The following is a 17,805-nucleotide window of genomic DNA, read 5'->3' on the forward strand; positions in this document are numbered from 1 at the left end:
CGCCGGAAAACCGGCACCTGCCGTGTCGGATCGGGTTACTGAACCCAGGACTGATCGATCACCCAGCGGAACTGGTTGGAGAACATGAAGTTTCCGACCCGCTTCGAGGTGAAGTCGACATTCTTCGGCGTAAACAGCGGTGCGACCGGTGCTTCAGCCATATAGGCCTTGTCGATATCGGCCCACATGGTGTTGGCGCTTTCCGGATCGGTGATCGCCGTCTGCATGGCGTCCGTCATCTTGGCGTCGATATCCTTGTTGCAATAGCCGGCAATGTTGATCGAGGCATCGCTGCCCGGTGTGAACGAGGCGCAGGACAGCAGCACGTTGAGGAAGTTCGAGGCTGCCGGGTAATCCATGTACCACTGCGATACCGAGATCTGGACATTGTTGTCCGTGTTCTGGATGTAGGTGAACTGGATATTCGGCGAGATCGCCTTCATCGTTGCATCATAGCCGAGATCGGCAAGTACCGACTGCAGATAGGTGCCGATGGCGCGCGATGTTGCCGTGTCTTCGGCAATCACGGTGACCTTCTCGCCGGCCGTGCCGGACTCTTCGACCAGCTGCTTGGCCTTTTCCATGTCCGGTGCAGACCAGCTCTCGCCCGGATCCTTGGTGTAGATGCAGCTGTCGACATGGCCGGGGAAGTCCGGCGGCAGGATCTGGCAGGTCGGCTGGGCCAGAACCGGGCCGCCGAAAATGTTGACCAGCGCGTCACGGTCGATGGCGTAGTTCACCGCCTGGCGAACCTTGACATTGTCGAAGGGGGCCAGATTTGTGTTCATCGGCGCATACCAGAAGGCGGCCAGCGGATTGACGTGAACCTGATCGGCATATTGGGTGCCAAGCTCGTTCAGACGGTCAGCCGGCGGGGCATCGAACATCCAGTCGATCTGGCCATTCTCGATCGCCGTGATCGCGGATTCTTCCGTCATGCCGAAACGATAGTCGATCTCGTCGGGGAAACCGTCGGGCTGGGCGTCCGCGCTCCATTCGGTGAAGTTCGGATTGCGCTTCAGCACCATCTTGTCGTTCGGATCGTAGCTTTCGATCATGTAGGCGCCGGTGCCGGGAATATAGGCGGTGCCGGCATCGGTTGCAGGCGTGTCAGCCGGCAGGATCGAGGCGTGCGGAACCGCAAGCTTGTCGAAGAATTCCGAATCCGGCTGCACCAGATGGAAGGTGATGGTGTTGGCCGCGTCATCGGCGACGATACCGCCTTCCAGTGTGCAGTTGTCCGCATCGGCAAGGCATTTGTCGGCGCCGACGATGTTGTTGTAGAAGCTGCCCGAGGTCGGGCCGTGGATCTTGAAGATGCGCTGGAACGAGGCTACCACGTCTTCCGGCGTAACCTCTTTGCCATTGGCAAATTTGATGCCCTTGCGCAGCGTGAAGACATAGGTCTTGCCGCCATCCTGGGGCTCGGGAATAGCCTCGGCCAGATCCGGCACGATTTCAAAGCCATCGGCGCGCGAGGCCTGCTTGAACTTGACCAGACCGTCATAGAGCATCTGGAACACCTGCCAGAATTCGGCGGTGTAGTTGACATGCGGGTCGATGGTACCGGCGGCCGATACGGCCGAGAGCGTCATCGTTCCGCCGCGATGGGCGGCCATCAGGTCGGCGCGCTCATCGGCATGGGCAATGCCGGAAAGGGCAGTCTGGCTCAAAAGGCCGATGGCAAGCGCGGTGCCGGCCATGCGGATCGTCTTGGCGAAGGTCATCTAGCTGTTCCTTGTTCTTGTTTCATGGTTGTTGTTTCGGTTTTCATGCGTCGGGGCGGGCGGCAGGGCTGCCACCCGTATTGCAGCAGAGGTCAGCAGGTCTTTTCATCGAGATAGGCGGCAACCGAAGCCATGCAGGCAGCCCGCTCTTCGACATGCGGCATATGCGATGAGCTGCCGAAGACGATCCAGCGCACATCCGGGATCTCATCGAGATAGGGGGTGACACAGGCCTGCGTCGCCTCGTCATGACGGCCGGAAATCAGCAGGGTCGGGGCGATGATGGTGGAAAGCCTGCCGATGATCGACCAGTCCTTCATCGTGCCGATGACATGAAATTCATTCGGGCCGTTCATGGTGTGGTAGACGGTCGGGTCCTCGTCGATCTGGTCAAAGGTATGCTTGACCTCCGGTGGCATCGGCACGATGCGGCAGACATGGCGCGCGTTGAAGACGTCCGTCGCAGCCTTGTATTCGGCGCTGTCGGTGGTGCCGGCCGTCTCATGCTTCAGAAGCGTTTCCTGCACATCGGCGGGAAGGGCTTCACGCAGCCGGTTGGCTTCCGAAATCCAGGTTTCCATCTTGGCGGGAGAATTGGCGATCACCAGTGCCTTCAGGCCTTCCGGCTGGTCGACGGAGAATTCCGCACCGAGCATGCCACCCCAGGACTGGCCGAGCAGGCAGTAGCCGTCACGGATGCCGAGATGATCGATCAGATTGTGCAGCTCCTTCTTGAAGAAATCGACGGTCCAGAAATCGGCGCCCTTTTCCGGCAGATGGGTCGATTTGCCATTGCCGATCTGATCGTAATGAATGACGGCGCGGCCGGTTTCAGCGATATCCTTGAAGCTGTCGACATAATCATGGGTGCAGCCGGGACCGCCATGGGCGACAATCAGGGGCGGCTTGCCGGATTTGAGATCCCCGGTAATCCGGTACCAGGTCTGGTAGTCGCCATAGGGCGCGAAACCTTCCGCGATCGTCACGTATTGTTACTCCTTTTGCCTCAGGCACCACGCCTGGTATGTCCGTCATCGCGGCAGATCGCTTCTGCCGCCTCCTCGATTGTCATCCGCCAGGTCATGGCGATGGCGCGCAATGTCTTCATCGCCGCCTGTTCGTCGCGTGCACCGTCATGCATCAGCTTCAGCACCGCATGCACGACGGCCGGGCGCTGTCTGAGCCTTGTTTCAAGGGCGCGGATATCGTCTGTCCGGGTTCTGACCGCCTCGAAGGCGTGGGCGGCCATCAACAGCGCCGAATAGGCCCCGGTCGAGCCGATCGGCTTCATCAGATGGGCGTTGGAGCCCTGCGACAGTGCCCATTCGATCCGCCCTGGCGCCTCGGAGCCGACCAGAGCGATCAGCGGCATGGGGGCAAAGCCGGCCGGCCAGGGAAACTGGCCGTCATGGCCGCTGTCGGCATCGAAAAAGATCACATCGGCGTCGGCGTCGGCTTCATCGAGCTGCGGCCACACATGGCGGACCGAGACATGCAGCATTTCCAGCTGGCGGATCAGCTGGTCGACCGAGGCATGCGGCGGATGCAGGATGATCGCCCGCCACGCGGCGAGGTCGGGACGGCGGCGCTGGGTCATTTGATCACCGTCAGCCGGCCGGGCCGGTCGCTGTTGCGCTCGGGGGGTGGTTCAAGGGCGGCGCGCGCCGCAGGTGAGGCCAGATAGGGATCGGCGGGCATGGCAGCATCGCTGGAGGCGAAGATCGAAAAGCGCCCGTCGGTCCCGGCTTCCGCCAGATGATAGGGCAGGGCGGCATGCAATGTCTTGCGGCTGATGCTGATCGGGCCGATCGGCGTTGAAAACTGCCGGGTGGTGACGATTTCGCGAATGACGGAAGGGTCGTCGCTGCCAGCCTCGGCAATGGCCTGGCCGAGGATTGCGGTGGCCGAATAGACCGAGGCAAACGGCGAGGAAATCGTCTTGGCGGCGCCATGGCGCTCACTCATGCGCGCCTTGAAAGCCCGGTTTTCTGCCGTGTCGAGCGCATCGAAATAGGGCGAGGCGGTGATGTGGCCGGCACCATCGTCGCCGAGCGCTTCAAGGTCGACATCGGTCAGGTTGCAGGAAATGACGGGCCGGTTTGCCGGTGCAAAATCGGCATTGTCGCGTCCAAGCGCGGCATAGGCGCGGACAAAGGCGCTCTGGCTCTCGCCCACCAGATTGGAGAGGATGAAATCGGGACGCTTGTCGATGATTTCGGCAATCAGATGCTCGGTGGTCTGGATGCCAAGCGGCAGGTAACGTTCGGCCAGAACCGTGCCGCCCTTTGCCTCCGCCAGTTCGCGGGCGATGCGCGCCACTTCCCAGCCCCAGATATAGTTGGACCCGACAATGAAAACCCGCGATCCGTAGCGCGGCAGGACATGAGCGAAAAGCGGCAGAAGATGCTGGTTCGGGCAGGCGCCGACATAAAGCGTCCGGTCGCTGGCCTCATAACCCTCATAGGGAAAGGCATACCAGAGCAGCGCCGCATGGCGCTCGACCACGGGAATGACTTCCTTGCGGCTCGATGAGGTGATGGTGCCGACGACATGACGCGCACCGGTTCGGATCTCGGCTTCGGCAAGCGTGGCATAGAGCGTATCCGAGCCGCCGGGATCGGCAATATGCGGCTCCAGCCGGATCGCGAGACTGTCATCGGCATTGATATCGGCAATGGCGGCAAGGCCGCCGGCCAGCGCTTCACGTCCGAGCGCCGCATAGGCGCCGGATGTCGAAAACAGCAAGGTGACTGGGTAGACCGGAATTGCCATCGAAATCGGGTGCGCTCTTCAAAAAACAAAAAACCCCGGCCTCATCCGCAAGCGAATGATGATCGGGGCGCAATTGCCATCGGCCGCCAAGGGCCTGTGATGTTTCCAACATTACGGCGGGGTGAAATTCTAGTCAAGTGAGGATACTGCCTAAAAAACGCGCTTTCACGTGCATTTCTGCGAGATGCCACATTTTTCCTGCGATGCCACACATTATTTGCGGTCTTTTCATTTCTGGAGTGCGATTTGCCTCAAAAGGTCACATTTTTCGGGATTTTCCATCCCAATCAATGGTGTAGTTGCCGATGGGGCGTTCAAATAGTCGGCTCTTTTTCCATGGTCAGGACTTTTGGGTTAAGAGATTTCTGTTGCAGATGCAACGGCAATCATGTTGTATATCCCAAAAATGGGGAACGACAGACGGTTGGCGAATGCTCTATAGCGATGATTTTCTCAAGCGGCTTGAAGACGGTGTGCGCGGCGCGATCCCGACCTGGGGCATGCCGCCGGATATGCAGGTGAAACTGCTCACCATTTCGGAAAATGCCACCTATCTGGCGCAGGATCCGGCAGGCGGGGACAGGATGATCGTGCGGGTTCACCGGCCGGATTATCATACGCGGGAGCAGATCCTTTCAGAACTGGCCTGGATCACGGCGCTGCGCGAAGACGGCGTGGTGGAAACCCCGCAGCCGATTGCCACGACCGGCGGTGATTATCTGACCCAGTTCTCCGATGGCGAGCATCAGCGCCACGCTGTTGCCTTCTCCTTCATGTCGGGCAGCGAACCCGATGCCGACAGCGACCAGGTGAAGTGGTACGGACGGCTAGGCGCCATCAATGCCCGCCTTCATGGCCATGCGCGGCAGTGGCAGAAACCTCAGGGCTTTGACCGCAAGGTCTGGAATTTCGAGACCATTCTCGGTCCGTCGGCCCATTGGGGTGACTGGCGTGATGCCCTTGGCCTGACGGCCGGCGGCAAGGCGGTGCTGGAGCGGACCCATGAGGTGCTCAAGGCCGATACCGCCCGCTACGGCGAAGGCGAGGATCGTTTCGGTCTGGTGCACTGTGATATGCGGGCTGCCAATCTTCTCGTCGATGGCGACCGGCTGGGCGTGATTGATTTCGATGACTGCGGCCTGAGCTGGTATGCCTATGATTTCGCAGCAGCGATCTCATTTCTTGAACATGAGCCGGTCGTGCCGGAACTGATGGCGGCATGGCTTGACGGTTATCGCAGTGTTGCGCCCTTTTCTGCAGCGCATGAGGCGGCGCTGCCGATGTTCATCATGCTCCGGCGCATGCAGTTGACGGCCTGGATCGCATCGCATGCCGAAACGCCGACGGCCGAGGCCCTGGGCACGGATTATACCGACGGCACGGTGGCGCTCGCCGAGCGCTATCTCAGCAATCATCATTGAGGAAATCCCATGGGCATGCATGAAGGCATTCTCGATCACAACCGCTTCGATCCGGCCAAGGCCGGGGAGCTGGATGGCTCGCTTGCCGAGCGGATACGCGCGCGTTCCGCAACCTTCGGACCGGCCTCGGTACTGTTTTACGAAAGGCCGATCGAGGCGGTCCGTGCCGAGGGCGCCTATATGTATGACGCTGACGGCAAGGCCTATCTCGATACCTATAACAATGTCCCCTCGGTCGGCCATTGTCATCCGCATGTGGCCGAAGCGATTGCCCGCCAATCGGCAACACTGACGACGAATACCCGCTATCTGGTGAAAATCGTTGAGGATTATTCGGCGCGGCTGCTGTCGACCTTCCCCGGTGATCTGTCCAATGTAATCTTCACCTGCACCGGCAGCGAGGCCAATGACATTGCCATGCGGATTGCCCGCGAGGCGACCGGCAATGCGGGCTTCATCGTCACCGAGGCCGCCTATCATGGCAATACCGCCTTTGTAACCGAGATCTCGCCCGATATTTCGCGCAATCGCAAACCGGCCGACTGGGTGCGGGTCATTCCGGCACCTTCACAGGCGGATGCGCCGCAAGGCGATGTTGCCGGCTGGTTCACGGCCCATGTGAAAAAGGCCGCAGCGGAGCTTGCCGAAGCCGGTTTTGGCCTGGCGGCCTTCTTCGCCGACTCCATCTTTTCCAGCGATGGCATCCACGCCGATCCGGCCGGCTTTCTGAAGCCTGTGGTCGCAGCGGTGCATGACGCCGGCGGTCTCTATGTCGCCGACGAGGTTCAGCCCGGCTTTGGCCGCACCGGCGGCGGGCTCTGGGGCTTCATGCGGCATGGCATCGAGCCTGATATCGTCACCATGGGCAAGCCGATGGGCAATGGCTTTCCGATGGGGGCCTGTGTCACCCGCCCGGCATTGTTGCAAGCCTTCTGTGCCGACACCAATTATTTCAATACCTTCGGCGGAAATCCGGTGGCAGCGGCCGCGGGCATGGCAGTGCTGGATGTGATCGAGGGCGAAGGTCTGGTGGAGAATGCTGCCCGCACCGGCGCACTGTTCCTCGATCAGCTGAAGGGGCTCAAATCCCGGCATGCGCGCATCGGTGCGGTGCGTGGTGCCGGTCTCTTTGTCGGCCTTGATCTCGTCGATGGCGCCGGCGCGCCGGATGCGGCCCTGTCGAAAAAGATCATCAATGCGATGAAGCTCAAAGGGGTTCTGGTCGGTGGCGCAGGACGCTATGCCAATACGCTGAAAATCCGGCCGCCGCTGATCTTTACGGCGGAACAGTCAGAATTCTTCGTCTCGGCGCTTGATCAGGTGCTGTCAGACGTCAGCTGATTATAGGTTTTGCGCGCACGAAAACACCGCATCGACGAAGCGACGCGGTGTCTCGGACCGTCGCCGGGGAAAGCGCGATCAAAACCGTTTCACCGGTATGTCATGGCGGCGCAGCGCATAGCCAACCTGGCGCGGTGTCAGGCCCAGGAGCCTGGCGGCCTTGGCCTGCACCCAGCCAGATTTTTCCATCGCCTCAATCAGTCTCTCGCGCTCCGTCAGCCTTGCGCCCTTGGCGGGACAGCTCGGATCATCCGGATCGCAGGCCTTGCTGGGATCGTTATGGGGATGGGGATCGGGGCGCGGCGGTGTCGCGCCCATCGGCATGGTCCGGCCCTCGGCGAGCGCTGAGATCTGTTCGCCGCCGCTCATCTGTTGGCCCGGCCCGGTCCAGAGCAGGGCGGACAGACAGTGGCCACTGGAGCAGGCGAGATCGCGCGCCTGGATCACCTCGTCGCGGGCAAGGGTTGCGGTGCGCTGGACGCAGTTTTCCAGTTCACGGACATTGCCGGGGAAGAAGCATTTCGACATCAGGTCGAGCGCGCGCCCGTCAAAGCTCAAATGACGGCGGTTCTCCTGATTGAAGCGGGTGAGGAAGCTTTCGGCCAGCGGCGGAATATCACCGGACCGCTCCCGCAGCGGCGGCAGGATGATCGGCACGACATTGATGCGGTAGTAGAGATCGGCGCGGAAATCGCCCTTGCGCACCGCTTCTTCGAGATCCTTGTTGGTGGCGCAGATCAGCCGCACATCAACCTTGATCGTCTTGTTGCCGCCGACGCGTTCGAACTCGCCCTCCTGCAGCACGCGCAGCAGCTTGGCCTGAAAGGCCGGGGAAATCTCGCCGATCTCGTCCAGCAGAAGCGTACCGCCATTGGCGATTTCGAAGCGGCCCATGCGCTGGCTGGTGGCACCGGTAAAGGCACCCTTTTCATGGCCGAAAAGCTCCGATTCCAGCACGCTTTCGGGCAGGGCAGCACAGTTGAGCTTGATGAAGGGGGCGTCCTTGCGCTTCGACAGCGCATGAATGGTCTGGGCGAAAAGCTCCTTGCCGGTGCCGCTTTCACCGCGCAAAAGCACGGTGGAATTGGTGCCGGCAACGATCTCGACCATTTCAAGGACGCGCTTGACCGCAGGTGACGATCCGACGATGCCGCTGGCCATTCCGTCAAGGCCCGCCTTGCGCAACCGCCGGCGCGAGCCATCTTCCAGCGATTTTTCCAGCCGCCGCTGCTGTTCCAGCATGCGCTGCCGGTCCTCGCTCAAAAGCCGGTGCAGGCGGATGGTCTGGCCGACCAGATTGGCGACCATGGTGAGAAAGCGCACATCGTCGTCATAGCGAAAGAGATTGGAGCCATCGCGCTCGCGGTCGATCGACAGTGTCCCAAGCACCTTGTAGGCCGCCTTGACCGGCACACCGATGAAGGCAATGGGCTTGCCGTCGCGCTGTTTGTGAAACAGGCCGCTTTCCGCGACATCGGGTATCACCAGTGGCGTTGCCGTGGCGACGATCTCGTCAATCACGGCCTGCGGCACCGGCGGGCTGTGCTCCGTATCCGTCGGCAGCGACGTTCCGGCAATGGCAGAAAGCTCCGGCAGGCCGTTCTCATCAATCACGACAATGGCGCCGCCGCGCATCTGCAGGAACGACGACAGGATGTTGACGACATTGGCAAGCGTCAGCTCAAGCCGGGCGGGCTCGGCGAGAATCTTGGAAATCTCGTAAATGCCGCTCAGTGAAATATCGGCCGTTCGCGCCGGGCGCTGAGTTGTATTAGCATTTGCCATGGACACCGCCTTTTGCGGTGCAAAGAGCGCAACAGGCGCTTCGCGACCGCATCAACCTGGATGCCATTCGACAGCGAAAAGTCCCGGGCAGTGTCCTCAAGGGTTGTATTTTTCTGATTTCTGACAAGGATAGAATGGTTCTCATTATTGTCAATTATGAATCGTCAAAAAGCCCGAAATTACGGGATTTTTGCGCAGTGCAATGTAAAAATATTCGTGCCGGGACGGCCAATTCACCAGATATTCGAACAGGATAAAGTCTCACGGAAAGATCGATTTTCGAACCTGATGCCCGGCTGAAATTTATGCCGCAATGCGCAAATTTCGATCCGGACCGATGGTGCGACCGCGCTCGACCAGAGCGTGCAAGCGCTGTCGTCCGATCAGATGCCGGCTTTTCAGCGGCGCAATAGCCGTCAGCCGAACTTGAACAGCACGCCGTAGCCGCCGCGCGGCCAGTCCCACTGAATGTCGCCGGCGGCCTCACACAGAACCCGACAGGTCCCGCATTCCATGCAGCCATCGGCGGTGATTTCCACCTGGCCCTTGTCGTTGAGTTCATAGCATTTGGCCGGGCAGACCTTGGTGAGGGCCAGAAGATTGGCGCTCGGCGTCTCATGCGGCATGACCTTGATATGCGGGCGTCCGACATCGACCAGATAGCGGTTCTGGTAGAGCTTGTCCTCGACGCGGACCTTTTTCACCATGGTTGTCATTGTCGTCTCCGGGATCTGGTTGGTTTCAACGCCAGGCAAAGGCAAAGCGCACGGCATCGGACATCAGTCCGACGGCGGAGCGCCCGCGGATGAAATTCTTCATGATCGAAAGCTCGGCAGTGCGTTTCGGCGTGCCGTCGACGCGCAGGAAATTCTGCATCGCCTTGTTGGTAAGCTCGGGATAGGTGAGGAAGAAGTTCTTCGAATTGGTATGCATCAGCGCCGGCATCTGCTTCAGCTTCTTCAGGTCCTTCATGACAAAGGAATTGTCGAGCTTCTTCTTGTAGAGCGCCAGATTGGCGCTTGTCATCGGCTCATGCCGGGTCTTGATATCGAAGATGGCCTCCGCCGCCATCCGGCCAGAGGTCATCGCCAGATTGGAGCCCTCGCGGTGGACGGCATTGTTGAAATGCGCCGCATCCCCCACCTGCACCCAGCCATCGCCATAGAGCTGCGGCACGGCCTTGAACCCGCCCTCCGGGATCAGATGCGCCGAATATTCCTTCACCTCGGAACCGGCGATCAGCGGCTTGATCGAGGGATGGCGCTTCAGCACCTCCAGCATGTCATAGGGGCTTTCCTGCTGTTCGGCGAATTCGGAGACCAGGCAGCCGACGCCGAGCGAGATCGATTCCCGGTTGGTGTAGAGGAAGGCAAGACCGGTCATGCCCTTGGAAAAGGTGCCGATCGCCTCGACCACGACGCCCTCATTGCCGGTCAGGCCGAAACGCTGGCAGATCACCTCTTCGGGGAGGAAATGCATTTCCTTCACCGCCAGCGCCACCGTTTCCGCCTTTGGCGTGTGGCGCAGCCCGGCGCGGGTGGCAAGCAGTCCGTTGACGCCTTCGGCGAGCACAACGACATCAGCCATGATCGCGCCGCCGGTGCGGTCGGTCTTGACCCCGATCACCTTGCCTTTGGTGTCGCGCACCAGTTCGGTCACCGTCGTCTCGCAGAGCACGGTGGCGCCGGCCTCACGGACCTTGGCATTGAACCACTTGTCAAATTGCGAGCGGATGATGGTGTAACGGTTCGGCTTCTCTTCGTTGAAATCATCCGAACGATACTGCATGCCGGTATGGGAGGTATCATTCATCATGAAGAATCGCTGCTCGACGATGTGACGCTCCAGCGGCGCATCCTCGCGAAAATCCGGAATGATCTTTTCCAGCATGTTGGCATACATGATGGCACCCTGGACATTCTTGGAGCCGGAATATTCGCCGCGTTCCAGTTGCAGCACCTTCATGCCCTTCTTGGCCATGACATAGGCTGCCGCATTGCCGGCCATGCCGGCGCCAACGACGATGGCATCGAATTTTTCATCAATCATGGTCCACTCTCCGTCAGCTTGCGAGCTTGTCGCGGTTATGCGGCGACAGGCGCCGCTTGAAGGCTTCCGTCAGTGCCGGCAGGAACCTGACGGCATCGGTTACGAGCCCGACATGGGCGAAATCGAAGATCGGCGCCGAGGGATCGGTATTGATGGCGACGATCAGATCGGCGCCCTCGACGCCCACGCGATGCTGGATCGCGCCGGAAATGCCGGCGGCGATATAGAGTTTCGGGCGGATAGTCTTGCCGGTCTGTCCGACCTGACGTTCCGCCGGCATCCAGCCTTTCTGCACCACGGGCCGCGAACAGCCATATTCGGCGCCGAGCGCCGCCGCCAGGTTCTTGACCAGCTGCATGTTTTCCAGCGCGCCAAGTCCCATGCCGCCGGCAACGACGACATCGGCATAGGCAAGATTGGCCTTGTGCGACTGGGCATCGGGAATAAAATCCAGGATCTTGGTGATGATGCTTTCTTCCTTGAGATCAAGCTTCACCTCGACGACCTTGCCGACCGGGCGTTCGACGCGTTCGGGCATCGACATCACGCGGGGGCGGACGGTTGCCATCTGCGGCCGGAAATTCAGTGTATAGATGGTGCAGAGCAGCGAGCCGCCGAAAGTCGGCCGGGTGGCGGCCAGCGACTTGTCATCGTCGACATCGAGCTCGGTGCAGTCGGCGGTGAGGCCCGTCTTCAGCGTGGTGGCAACCGATCCGGCAAGGTCGCGGCCAAGCGTGGTGGCGCCAAGCAGCAGGATCTCGGGCTTGTGAGCGTTGACCAGATCGGTCAGCGCCCTGGTATAGGGTTCGTTGCGATAGTCATGGAGGATGTCGTCTTCCACCAGATAGGCCATGTCGGCGCCATGGCAGAAGGCTTCGGCCATGGCATGGCGTGTTGCTTCGCCCGGCGGTCCCATGACGACGGCGGCCAGCTCGACACCAAGCTTGTCGGCGAGCTTGCGGCCTTCGCCCAAAAGCTCGAAGGAAACCGGATGGACGATGCCACGTTCCATCTCGACGGCAACCCAGACATGGCGATAGGCCTTGAAATGGTCCGGCAGTTCTTTCTTCATGCCGCCGCGACCGGCAGCAGGACGGGGGGCGGGTTTTGCCTCGGGCATGGTCTTGTCCCTTTCAGCGCTGGGCCAGCTCGGCCAGATCGGCTTCGAGATGGGGCTGTCGTTTCATCAGATCTTCGATCAGCGCCTCGGCGAGATCGCGGGGATTGTCATCGGCAACGGCAAGGATGGCCGCTTTTTCCGAGCGCGGCTGCGGCGAGAAAATCCGCTTCACCACGGTGGGCGAGCCGCGCAGGCCGCATTTCAGCAGATCCTCGATGCCAGCCTCTGCCGCCGACCAGGTGATCACCTCGGCGCGGGCAGCGCGCAATGCGTCGTTCAACGATCCGCGGCGGATATCATTGGTGCCTTCCAGCATGGTGATGAGGCAGGGCAGTTGCGTCTTCAGCACCTGCACGCCGCCTTCGGCACGGCGCTCGACAGTGATGGTGCGCTCTTCCAGCTGAAGCGATCCGATCCTGGCGACATAGGTGAGCTGGTTGAGACCGAGCCGCTTGGCAATGCCGGGGCCAACCTGCGCGGTGTCGCCGTCAATCGTCTGCTTGCCGGTGAACACGACATCGGGGGTGCCGAAATCGCGGCCGATCTTTTCGATGGCCGCCGACAGCGCAAACGAGGTGGCCAGCGTGTCGGAGCCGGCGAAATAGCGGTCCGTCAGCAGCACGGCGCGGTCAGCGCCATAGGCGAGTGCCTTGCGCAGCGCGTCAGCCGCCATCGGAGGCCCCATGCTCAGAACGGTCACGGCGCCGCCATGGGTATCGCGAAGGCGCAGTGCCTCTTCCAGCGAGAAGAGATCATAGGGATTGATGATGGTCGGCACGCCCTGTCGCATGATCGTATTGGTGACCGGGTGGACACGGATCTGCGCTGAGTCTGGAACCTGCTTGATACAGACGACAATATGCATGTTTGTCCGCCTTTCGCGCTTGAAATATCTCTGGCAAAGAAAAAGCATAAAGCGTGCCACGCCTCGGCCTATGGATTAAATTATTGATTTTTATATGTTTATTTTCGGAGTGTGGCAGGACGGGCTGGTCTTTGTCGGCCTTGCGACACAGCCGCGTCGGATCAGCGACAGCCAGCGTCCGGGGTGAAAAAAGGGCGGGTCCCGAAGAACCCGCCCAAGTTGGCACAGCCTGCGCTTCAGCGAACCTAAATGTCGTCGATCGGGCCGAGGATGGCCGAAAGCGGCACGAAGGCACCGCGTTCCTCTGCCGGCCGGTCGGGATCATGGTCTTTCAGCACCTTGAAAACCCGCTTCGACAATGGTGAGGCGCTTTCAAATTCGCCATAGGCGCGCTCCAGCGTCGCGCGGGCACGGGCGGCAATGATGCTGTCGGGAAGGTCGTCAAAATCCTCTTCCGCCAGATATTGTCCCATGCGCTTCAGAATATGCAGCCGCGCCACATCCAGCACTTTCGGATCGTAGAAGACACCAAGTGCCATGAAGAAATCCTCTGCCGAGGACAACTGCTTCAGCCGCTTCAATATATCCTTCACATCGATTTGTGGTGTCGATGAACATGAACTCATGGACCAGTCTCCCTGCTGCCGGCGGAAGCCGGGCTTTCGCGTTCAAGGGTCGAATAGAGCCGGACAAGATCCTCCGGCGGGATGGTGCGGCGCGTATCGACGGCATGGCGGCGGATCCGCGCGACGAGAAGGGCGGCAAGTTCGGGATCGGCGGTAATGCCTTTTTCCGCCAGAACGTGGCAGACGGCCGCGGCGCCGGAATGCTTGCCGATGACAATGCGGTGGCAGCGGCCGATGATGGCCGGGTCGATGCCCTGATAGGTGCGGCTGTCCTTCAGCAGACCCGCAACATGGATGCCGCTTTCATGGGTAAAGACATCGCGGCCGACGATCGCCTTGCCCGGCGCAATCGCCCGGCCTGAGGCCTCCGCCACCTGTTCGGCCAGTGCCGTGAGGCTTTGCAGATCTATGCCGGTGACGCAGTCATTCCGGGTGGAAAGCGCCACCGCGATCTCCTCAAGCGGCGTATTGCCGGCGCGCTCGCCAAGGCCGCCGACGGTGACTGAAAGGTGGCTGACCCCCGCTTTCACCGCGGCCAGCGCATTCGCCGTTGCCAGTCCGAGATCATTATGGGCGTGAAATTCCAGCGGAACCGGCGCGTTTTCGCTGAGCGGCTGCAACAGCCCGAAGGTTGAGAACGGGTCAAGAATGCCGACCGTGTCGGCGATCCGGACACGGAAGGCACCGGCTTCAGCGGCGACACGGATGACGTTGCCAAGATGGGCAGGATCGGCGCGCGAGCCATCCTCGCAGCCAACCGCCACCTCAAGCCCGGCCTGTTTGGCCTGGCGCACCATCTGGTCAATCCGCGCCAGTGCGGCTTCTCGGCCAATGCCGAGCTTGGCGGAAAGCTGCAGGTCTGAGGCGGGCAGCGACAGGTTCACCGCCGTCACGCCGGAAGCCCGGGCGGCTGCCAGGTCTCGCTCGCTCATCCGGCACCAGGCCATCAGCCTGAGCGGCAGGTCGAGGGCCGAGACGGCGCGGATCGCGGCGATCTCGTCAGCCCCCATCACCGGTGTGCCGATCTCCAGTTCCGGCACGCCGCTTGCCGCCAGCGCCTCTGCAAGCTGCAATTTGTCGGTCAGGCTGAAGGCGACGCCTGGCGCCTGTTCACCATCGCGCAGCGTGGTGTCGTTGAGGAATATCATGCGCGGTTCAGACAGCGGATCGTCAGACATGGGCTTCAGCCTTTTCAGGACGGGAAGGTGTCTCGGCCTTCAGGATTTGCGGCAGAACGGCAAGGACGTGATCAATCTCCGCAGCCGTGGTTTCGCGTGACAGCGAAAAGCGCAAGCCGGCGCGCGCATCCGCCTCGCTAAAGCCCATGGCGAGCAGAACCGGGCTTGGCAGCAATTGCCCGGCCCCGCAGGCCGAGCCGGCGGAACAGCAGATGCCGGCGCGATCAAGCCTGGTGAGCAGCGCATCGGCATCGAAACGGCGGAAGATGATCAGTGATGTATTGGCAAGCCGGTCAGACCCGCGGCCGAGCGGAAGCGCCTGCGGCGAGAGGCTGAGAATGCCCGCTTCGAGCCGGTCGCGCAGTGCCGCCATCCGGCGGGCATCGTCAGCCATCCGCAGCACGGCGAGATCGGCGGCGATGCCGAAGCCAACGGTTCCGGCGAGATTTTCGGTGCCGGCGCGGCGGCCGCGCTGCTGCGTGCCGCCATGGATCAGCGGTGAGAAGCCAATCCCCTTCCGCAGATAGAGCGCGCCGATCCCCTGCGGCCCGTGCAGTTTGTGGGCCGAGAGTGTCAGCATGTCGATATCATCGGCGACGATATTGACCGGGATGCGGCCCGCCGCCTGCACGGCATCGACATGGAACAGCGCACCGGCGGCATGGGCGATCTCGCCGATCGCCTTCAGCGGAAAGGTGATCCCGGTCTCATTATTGGCGGCCATGGTGCTGACGAGTGCGGTTTTCGGGCCAATGGCGGCTCTGAGCGCTTCGAGATCGAGCGCGCCATTGCGATCGACCGGAACAAGCCGAAGCCGCACGCCCTCACGCGCCTCGAGGTGGCGGCACAGCGTCAGGATGGCGGGGTGCTCGACGGTGGTGGTGACGATCTCGCTGCGACCGGGCATGGCGGCAAGGCCGGCGCGGATGGCGGCGTTGTCGCCCTCGCTGCCGCCGGAGGTGAACAGGATCTCGCTATCGGAACGGGCGCCGACCAGATGCTGCACCGATCTGCGGGCCTTTCGAACCGCCGCTGCCGCTGCCGCACCGGCCTGATGCTTCGCCGAGGCATTGCCGAAATTCGCGCCGAAATAGGGCAGCATGGCTGCGACGACGGCCGGATCGGGCCGGGTCGTGGCATTGTTGTCGAGATAGGTCAGCATCGTCGTCATCCCGTTGAAGTGGCGTGATCGTCCCGCTCAGGCGCTCATCACCGGCTGGATCCTGAGCGGAAGATTGGTTGCCTCGATCAGCTTCTGGCGAATGCCGTTCATGGTGAGAGCCGCCAGCTGGCAGCCGACACAGGTGCCGGTGAGCTTCAGCTTCACCGTATTGCCCTCGACGCCGACGAGCTCGCAATCGCCGCCATCACGGGCAAGACGCGGCCGCAAATCGTCGATTGCCTTTTCAATCAGCCGGTATTTGACAGCGGCAAGCGCGTCTGCGGTGTCTGATGTGTCCGCAGCATCCGGGCGGGTCATGATCGCGTCCATGATCGTCTCCTCAACCGAACGACTTGCCGCAGGAGCACTTGTTGCTCGCATTCGGGTTCTCGAACACGAAGCCTGAGGATTCCAGACCGGTGATGAAATCGACCGTCATGCCGGCCACATGGGCCTGCGAGGCCTGATCGACGAAAACCTTGACGCCACCGCTTTCGATCACGGCGTCGCCGTCACGGGTCGCCGTCTCCAGCCCCATCATATATTTGAACCCGGCACAGCCGCCGGCCTCGACCATGATCCGAAGCCCCTCGGCCGGACCCTTTGCCTGGGAAAGTGCGGATTTGACGGCGGCTGCCGCGTTGTCTGTCAGTGTGATCATCGCTCAACTCCTTGAAACGGGTTTTTCGCGATGATGACCATGCAGATATCGTGCCACTGGAAATAAGCATTATATGTCAGTGTGTTATGCTTATTTTGTCGGATGTCGAGAATCCGACAACGTCGTGTCTGCGACAGAAAACATGTCTTTTGTCAAAAGTCCGACATCAGCCAAGGCGGGTCGTCAGGACCTTGATGGCGGCCAGGCCGAAAACGGCCGCAAAGCAGGCCTCGAAGACACGGTTGAGCCGGCGATAGAGGCGGGCCACACCAGAGAGCGAAAACAGCATCGCATAGGTGACGAAGACAGCCGTGCTTTGAAGACCAACGGCGATGATGACCTCGGCCAGAGTTGCAGCGCCCGCCTGTGCTGGCACGCCGACGGAATAGAGCGCCGCAAAGAAGAAGATCGCCTTGGGATTGGTAAGATGCAGCATCAACCCCTTTATATAAAGGCGCCTGGTCGAGGCAGCGGCGAGCGCGCGGCTGGCAGGCTCACCCTTTTTCATGGCCGCGCGGGCCGCCTTATAGGCGAGAAAACCGAGATAGGCCGCACCGGCATAGCGCAGAACCTCAAACAGCGTGACGCTGGCCGCCATAAGGGCGGCAAGGCCGAAGGCTGCGGCAAGCGACCAGCTGAGCGAGCCGGTGGCAACGCCCAGCGCCACCGCCAGTCCGGCGTGCCTGCCGGACGACAGGGATGTTCCGGCAATGGCAAGTGTTGCCGGTCCCGGCGAGGCGGTTGCCATGAAGGCCGCCAGCAGGATCAGCGGCAGGTGAAGGCTTTCTGTCATGGTGCCCGGGTCTCGCTTGTCTCGCTGTTTTCAGGGACCAGTCTGACAGTGCCACAGCGATTGCGCAACTGCCCAAACGGACAGGAACTGTCGCTTTTGTCGGGTGTGCGACAGGAACTGTTTGGCGGCTGTTGGGTGCGGTTGCGTGCGTCTTAACGAATTTAAATCATTGAAAATAAACATATAATTTTAGTCATGATACTGCGGAATGCAAACTGGCACGGCGCTTGAAAGGTATGGATCGGCGGCGGTCGAGACTGCCGGCCGGAGGAGCTCAAGGGAATGAACCCGCTCCGTTTGTCACA

The 17,805-nt window shown here is 61.1% G+C and carries 17 protein-coding genes; 2 read left to right on the forward strand and 15 right to left on the reverse strand.

The window, feature by feature from the left end:
- Positions 1-35: 35 nt before the first annotated feature.
- The 4 genes from HCK86_RS16900 to HCK86_RS16915 form a co-directional block, all read right to left on the reverse strand.
- Complete coding sequence (locus tag HCK86_RS16900) at positions 36-1,727, reverse strand: ABC transporter substrate-binding protein (RefSeq protein ID WP_246739646.1); 1,692 nt, start codon at positions 1,725-1,727, stop codon at positions 36-38.
- A 92-nt stretch (positions 1,728-1,819) separates the two neighbouring features.
- Positions 1,820-2,713 carry a proline iminopeptidase-family hydrolase gene (locus HCK86_RS16905; protein ID WP_176085653.1) on the reverse strand — a complete coding sequence of 298 codons (894 nt, stop codon included), beginning with the start codon at positions 2,711-2,713 and terminating at the stop codon, positions 1,820-1,822.
- Between the two features lie 20 nt (positions 2,714-2,733).
- Positions 2,734-3,324, reverse strand: coding sequence for an ANTAR domain-containing protein (locus HCK86_RS16910; protein ID WP_176085654.1), 591 nt, complete (start codon positions 3,322-3,324; stop codon positions 2,734-2,736).
- The gene (locus HCK86_RS16915) at positions 3,321-4,499 is read right to left on the reverse strand and encodes a transporter substrate-binding protein (protein WP_176085655.1); all 1,179 of its coding nucleotides are present in this window, start codon (positions 4,497-4,499) and stop codon (positions 3,321-3,323) included. Before HCK86_RS16915 ends, HCK86_RS16910 begins: the two co-directional genes overlap by 4 nt.
- Before the next feature lie 431 nt (positions 4,500-4,930).
- Between HCK86_RS16915 and HCK86_RS16920 the strand changes: the two genes are divergently transcribed.
- Both HCK86_RS16920 and HCK86_RS16925 read left to right on the forward strand, forming a co-directional pair.
- Complete coding sequence (locus HCK86_RS16920; RefSeq protein WP_176085656.1) at positions 4,931-5,920, forward strand: phosphotransferase enzyme family protein; 990 nt, start codon at positions 4,931-4,933, stop codon at positions 5,918-5,920.
- Positions 5,921-5,929: 9 nt separating this feature from the next.
- Positions 5,930-7,261: an aspartate aminotransferase family protein gene (locus HCK86_RS16925; protein WP_176085657.1), complete on the forward strand. Its 1,332-nt coding sequence runs from the start codon at positions 5,930-5,932 to the stop codon at positions 7,259-7,261.
- A gap of 78 nt (positions 7,262-7,339) precedes the next feature.
- Here the strand turns inward: HCK86_RS16925 and nifA are convergent, their stop codons facing one another.
- The 11 genes from nifA to HCK86_RS16980 all read right to left on the reverse strand — a co-directional run bounded on the left by nifA (position 7,340) and on the right by HCK86_RS16980 (position 17,500).
- Positions 7,340-9,046: a nif-specific transcriptional activator NifA gene (nifA, locus tag HCK86_RS16930; RefSeq protein WP_176085658.1), complete on the reverse strand. Its 1,707-nt coding sequence runs from the start codon at positions 9,044-9,046 to the stop codon at positions 7,340-7,342.
- A 416-nt stretch (positions 9,047-9,462) separates the two neighbouring features.
- Positions 9,463-9,762 (reverse strand): ferredoxin family protein, encoded by a 300-nt coding sequence (locus tag HCK86_RS16935; RefSeq protein ID WP_176085659.1) that lies wholly within the window; start codon positions 9,760-9,762, stop codon positions 9,463-9,465.
- Positions 9,763-9,787: 25 nt separating this feature from the next.
- On the reverse strand, positions 9,788-11,095 hold the full coding sequence (locus HCK86_RS16940) for an FAD-dependent oxidoreductase (protein WP_176085660.1): 1,308 nt from the start codon (positions 11,093-11,095) through the stop codon (positions 9,788-9,790).
- A gap of 13 nt (positions 11,096-11,108) precedes the next feature.
- Complete coding sequence (locus tag HCK86_RS16945; protein WP_176085661.1) at positions 11,109-12,215, reverse strand: electron transfer flavoprotein subunit alpha/FixB family protein; 1,107 nt, start codon at positions 12,213-12,215, stop codon at positions 11,109-11,111.
- 13 nt (positions 12,216-12,228) lie between these two features.
- The gene (locus tag HCK86_RS16950; protein ID WP_176085662.1) at positions 12,229-13,080 is read right to left on the reverse strand and encodes an electron transfer flavoprotein subunit beta/FixA family protein; all 852 of its coding nucleotides are present in this window, start codon (positions 13,078-13,080) and stop codon (positions 12,229-12,231) included.
- 245 nt (positions 13,081-13,325) lie between these two features.
- Entirely contained in the window at positions 13,326-13,706 is a 381-nt protein-coding gene (gene nifW, locus HCK86_RS16955; RefSeq protein ID WP_176085663.1) for a nitrogenase stabilizing/protective protein NifW, read from the reverse strand.
- Positions 13,703-14,884, reverse strand: coding sequence for a homocitrate synthase (gene nifV / locus HCK86_RS16960; RefSeq protein ID WP_246739647.1), 1,182 nt, complete (start codon positions 14,882-14,884; stop codon positions 13,703-13,705). The genes nifW and nifV overlap by 4 nt, the downstream gene beginning before the upstream one ends.
- A complete protein-coding gene (locus tag HCK86_RS16965) occupies positions 14,877-16,046 on the reverse strand; it encodes an aminotransferase class V-fold PLP-dependent enzyme (RefSeq protein ID WP_176085664.1) in 1,170 nt (389 codons plus the stop codon). Before HCK86_RS16965 ends, nifV begins: the two co-directional genes overlap by 8 nt.
- A gap of 36 nt (positions 16,047-16,082) precedes the next feature.
- Complete coding sequence (locus tag HCK86_RS16970; RefSeq protein ID WP_246739648.1) at positions 16,083-16,376, reverse strand: NifU family protein; 294 nt, start codon at positions 16,374-16,376, stop codon at positions 16,083-16,085.
- Positions 16,377-16,386: 10 nt separating this feature from the next.
- Positions 16,387-16,707 (reverse strand): iron-sulfur cluster assembly accessory protein, encoded by a 321-nt coding sequence (locus HCK86_RS16975; RefSeq protein ID WP_176085666.1) that lies wholly within the window; start codon positions 16,705-16,707, stop codon positions 16,387-16,389.
- Positions 16,708-16,873: 166 nt separating this feature from the next.
- Positions 16,874-17,500: a LysE family translocator gene (locus tag HCK86_RS16980; RefSeq protein WP_176085667.1), complete on the reverse strand. Its 627-nt coding sequence runs from the start codon at positions 17,498-17,500 to the stop codon at positions 16,874-16,876.
- Positions 17,501-17,805 lie beyond the last annotated feature (305 nt).

Source organism: Martelella sp. HB161492, assembly GCF_013184775.1.
GTDB lineage: Bacteria > Pseudomonadota > Alphaproteobacteria > Rhizobiales > Rhizobiaceae > Martelella.

What these genes read in the sequence shown, in the direction of transcription:
- HCK86_RS16900 (WP_246739646.1), bottom strand. Translation starts at nt 1,727, where the DNA reads ATGACCTTCGCCAAGACGATCCGCATGGCCGGCACCGCGCTTGCCATC.
- HCK86_RS16940 (WP_176085660.1), bottom strand. Translation starts at nt 11,095, where the DNA reads ATGATTGATGAAAAATTCGATGCCATCGTCGTTGGCGCCGGCATGGCC.
- nifV (WP_246739647.1), bottom strand. Translation starts at nt 14,884, where the DNA reads ATGTCTGACGATCCGCTGTCTGAACCGCGCATGATATTCCTCAACGAC.
- HCK86_RS16975 (WP_176085666.1), bottom strand. Translation starts at nt 16,707, where the DNA reads ATGATCACACTGACAGACAACGCGGCAGCCGCCGTCAAATCCGCACTT.
- HCK86_RS16965 (WP_176085664.1), bottom strand. Translation starts at nt 16,046, where the DNA reads ATGCTGACCTATCTCGACAACAATGCCACGACCCGGCCCGATCCGGCC.
- HCK86_RS16950 (WP_176085662.1), bottom strand. Translation starts at nt 13,080, where the DNA reads ATGCATATTGTCGTCTGTATCAAGCAGGTTCCAGACTCAGCGCAGATC.
- HCK86_RS16920 (WP_176085656.1), top strand. Translation starts at nt 4,931, where the DNA reads ATGCTCTATAGCGATGATTTTCTCAAGCGGCTTGAAGACGGTGTGCGC.
- HCK86_RS16945 (WP_176085661.1), bottom strand. Translation starts at nt 12,215, where the DNA reads ATGCCCGAGGCAAAACCCGCCCCCCGTCCTGCTGCCGGTCGCGGCGGC.
- HCK86_RS16915 (WP_176085655.1), bottom strand. Translation starts at nt 4,499, where the DNA reads ATGGCAATTCCGGTCTACCCAGTCACCTTGCTGTTTTCGACATCCGGC.
- nifA (WP_176085658.1), bottom strand. Translation starts at nt 9,046, where the DNA reads ATGGCAAATGCTAATACAACTCAGCGCCCGGCGCGAACGGCCGATATT.
- HCK86_RS16970 (WP_246739648.1), bottom strand. Translation starts at nt 16,376, where the DNA reads ATGGACGCGATCATGACCCGCCCGGATGCTGCGGACACATCAGACACC.
- HCK86_RS16935 (WP_176085659.1), bottom strand. Translation starts at nt 9,762, where the DNA reads ATGACAACCATGGTGAAAAAGGTCCGCGTCGAGGACAAGCTCTACCAG.
- HCK86_RS16925 (WP_176085657.1), top strand. Translation starts at nt 5,930, where the DNA reads ATGGGCATGCATGAAGGCATTCTCGATCACAACCGCTTCGATCCGGCC.
- nifW (WP_176085663.1), bottom strand. Translation starts at nt 13,706, where the DNA reads ATGAGTTCATGTTCATCGACACCACAAATCGATGTGAAGGATATATTG.
- HCK86_RS16910 (WP_176085654.1), bottom strand. Translation starts at nt 3,324, where the DNA reads ATGACCCAGCGCCGCCGTCCCGACCTCGCCGCGTGGCGGGCGATCATC.
- HCK86_RS16980 (WP_176085667.1), bottom strand. Translation starts at nt 17,500, where the DNA reads ATGACAGAAAGCCTTCACCTGCCGCTGATCCTGCTGGCGGCCTTCATG.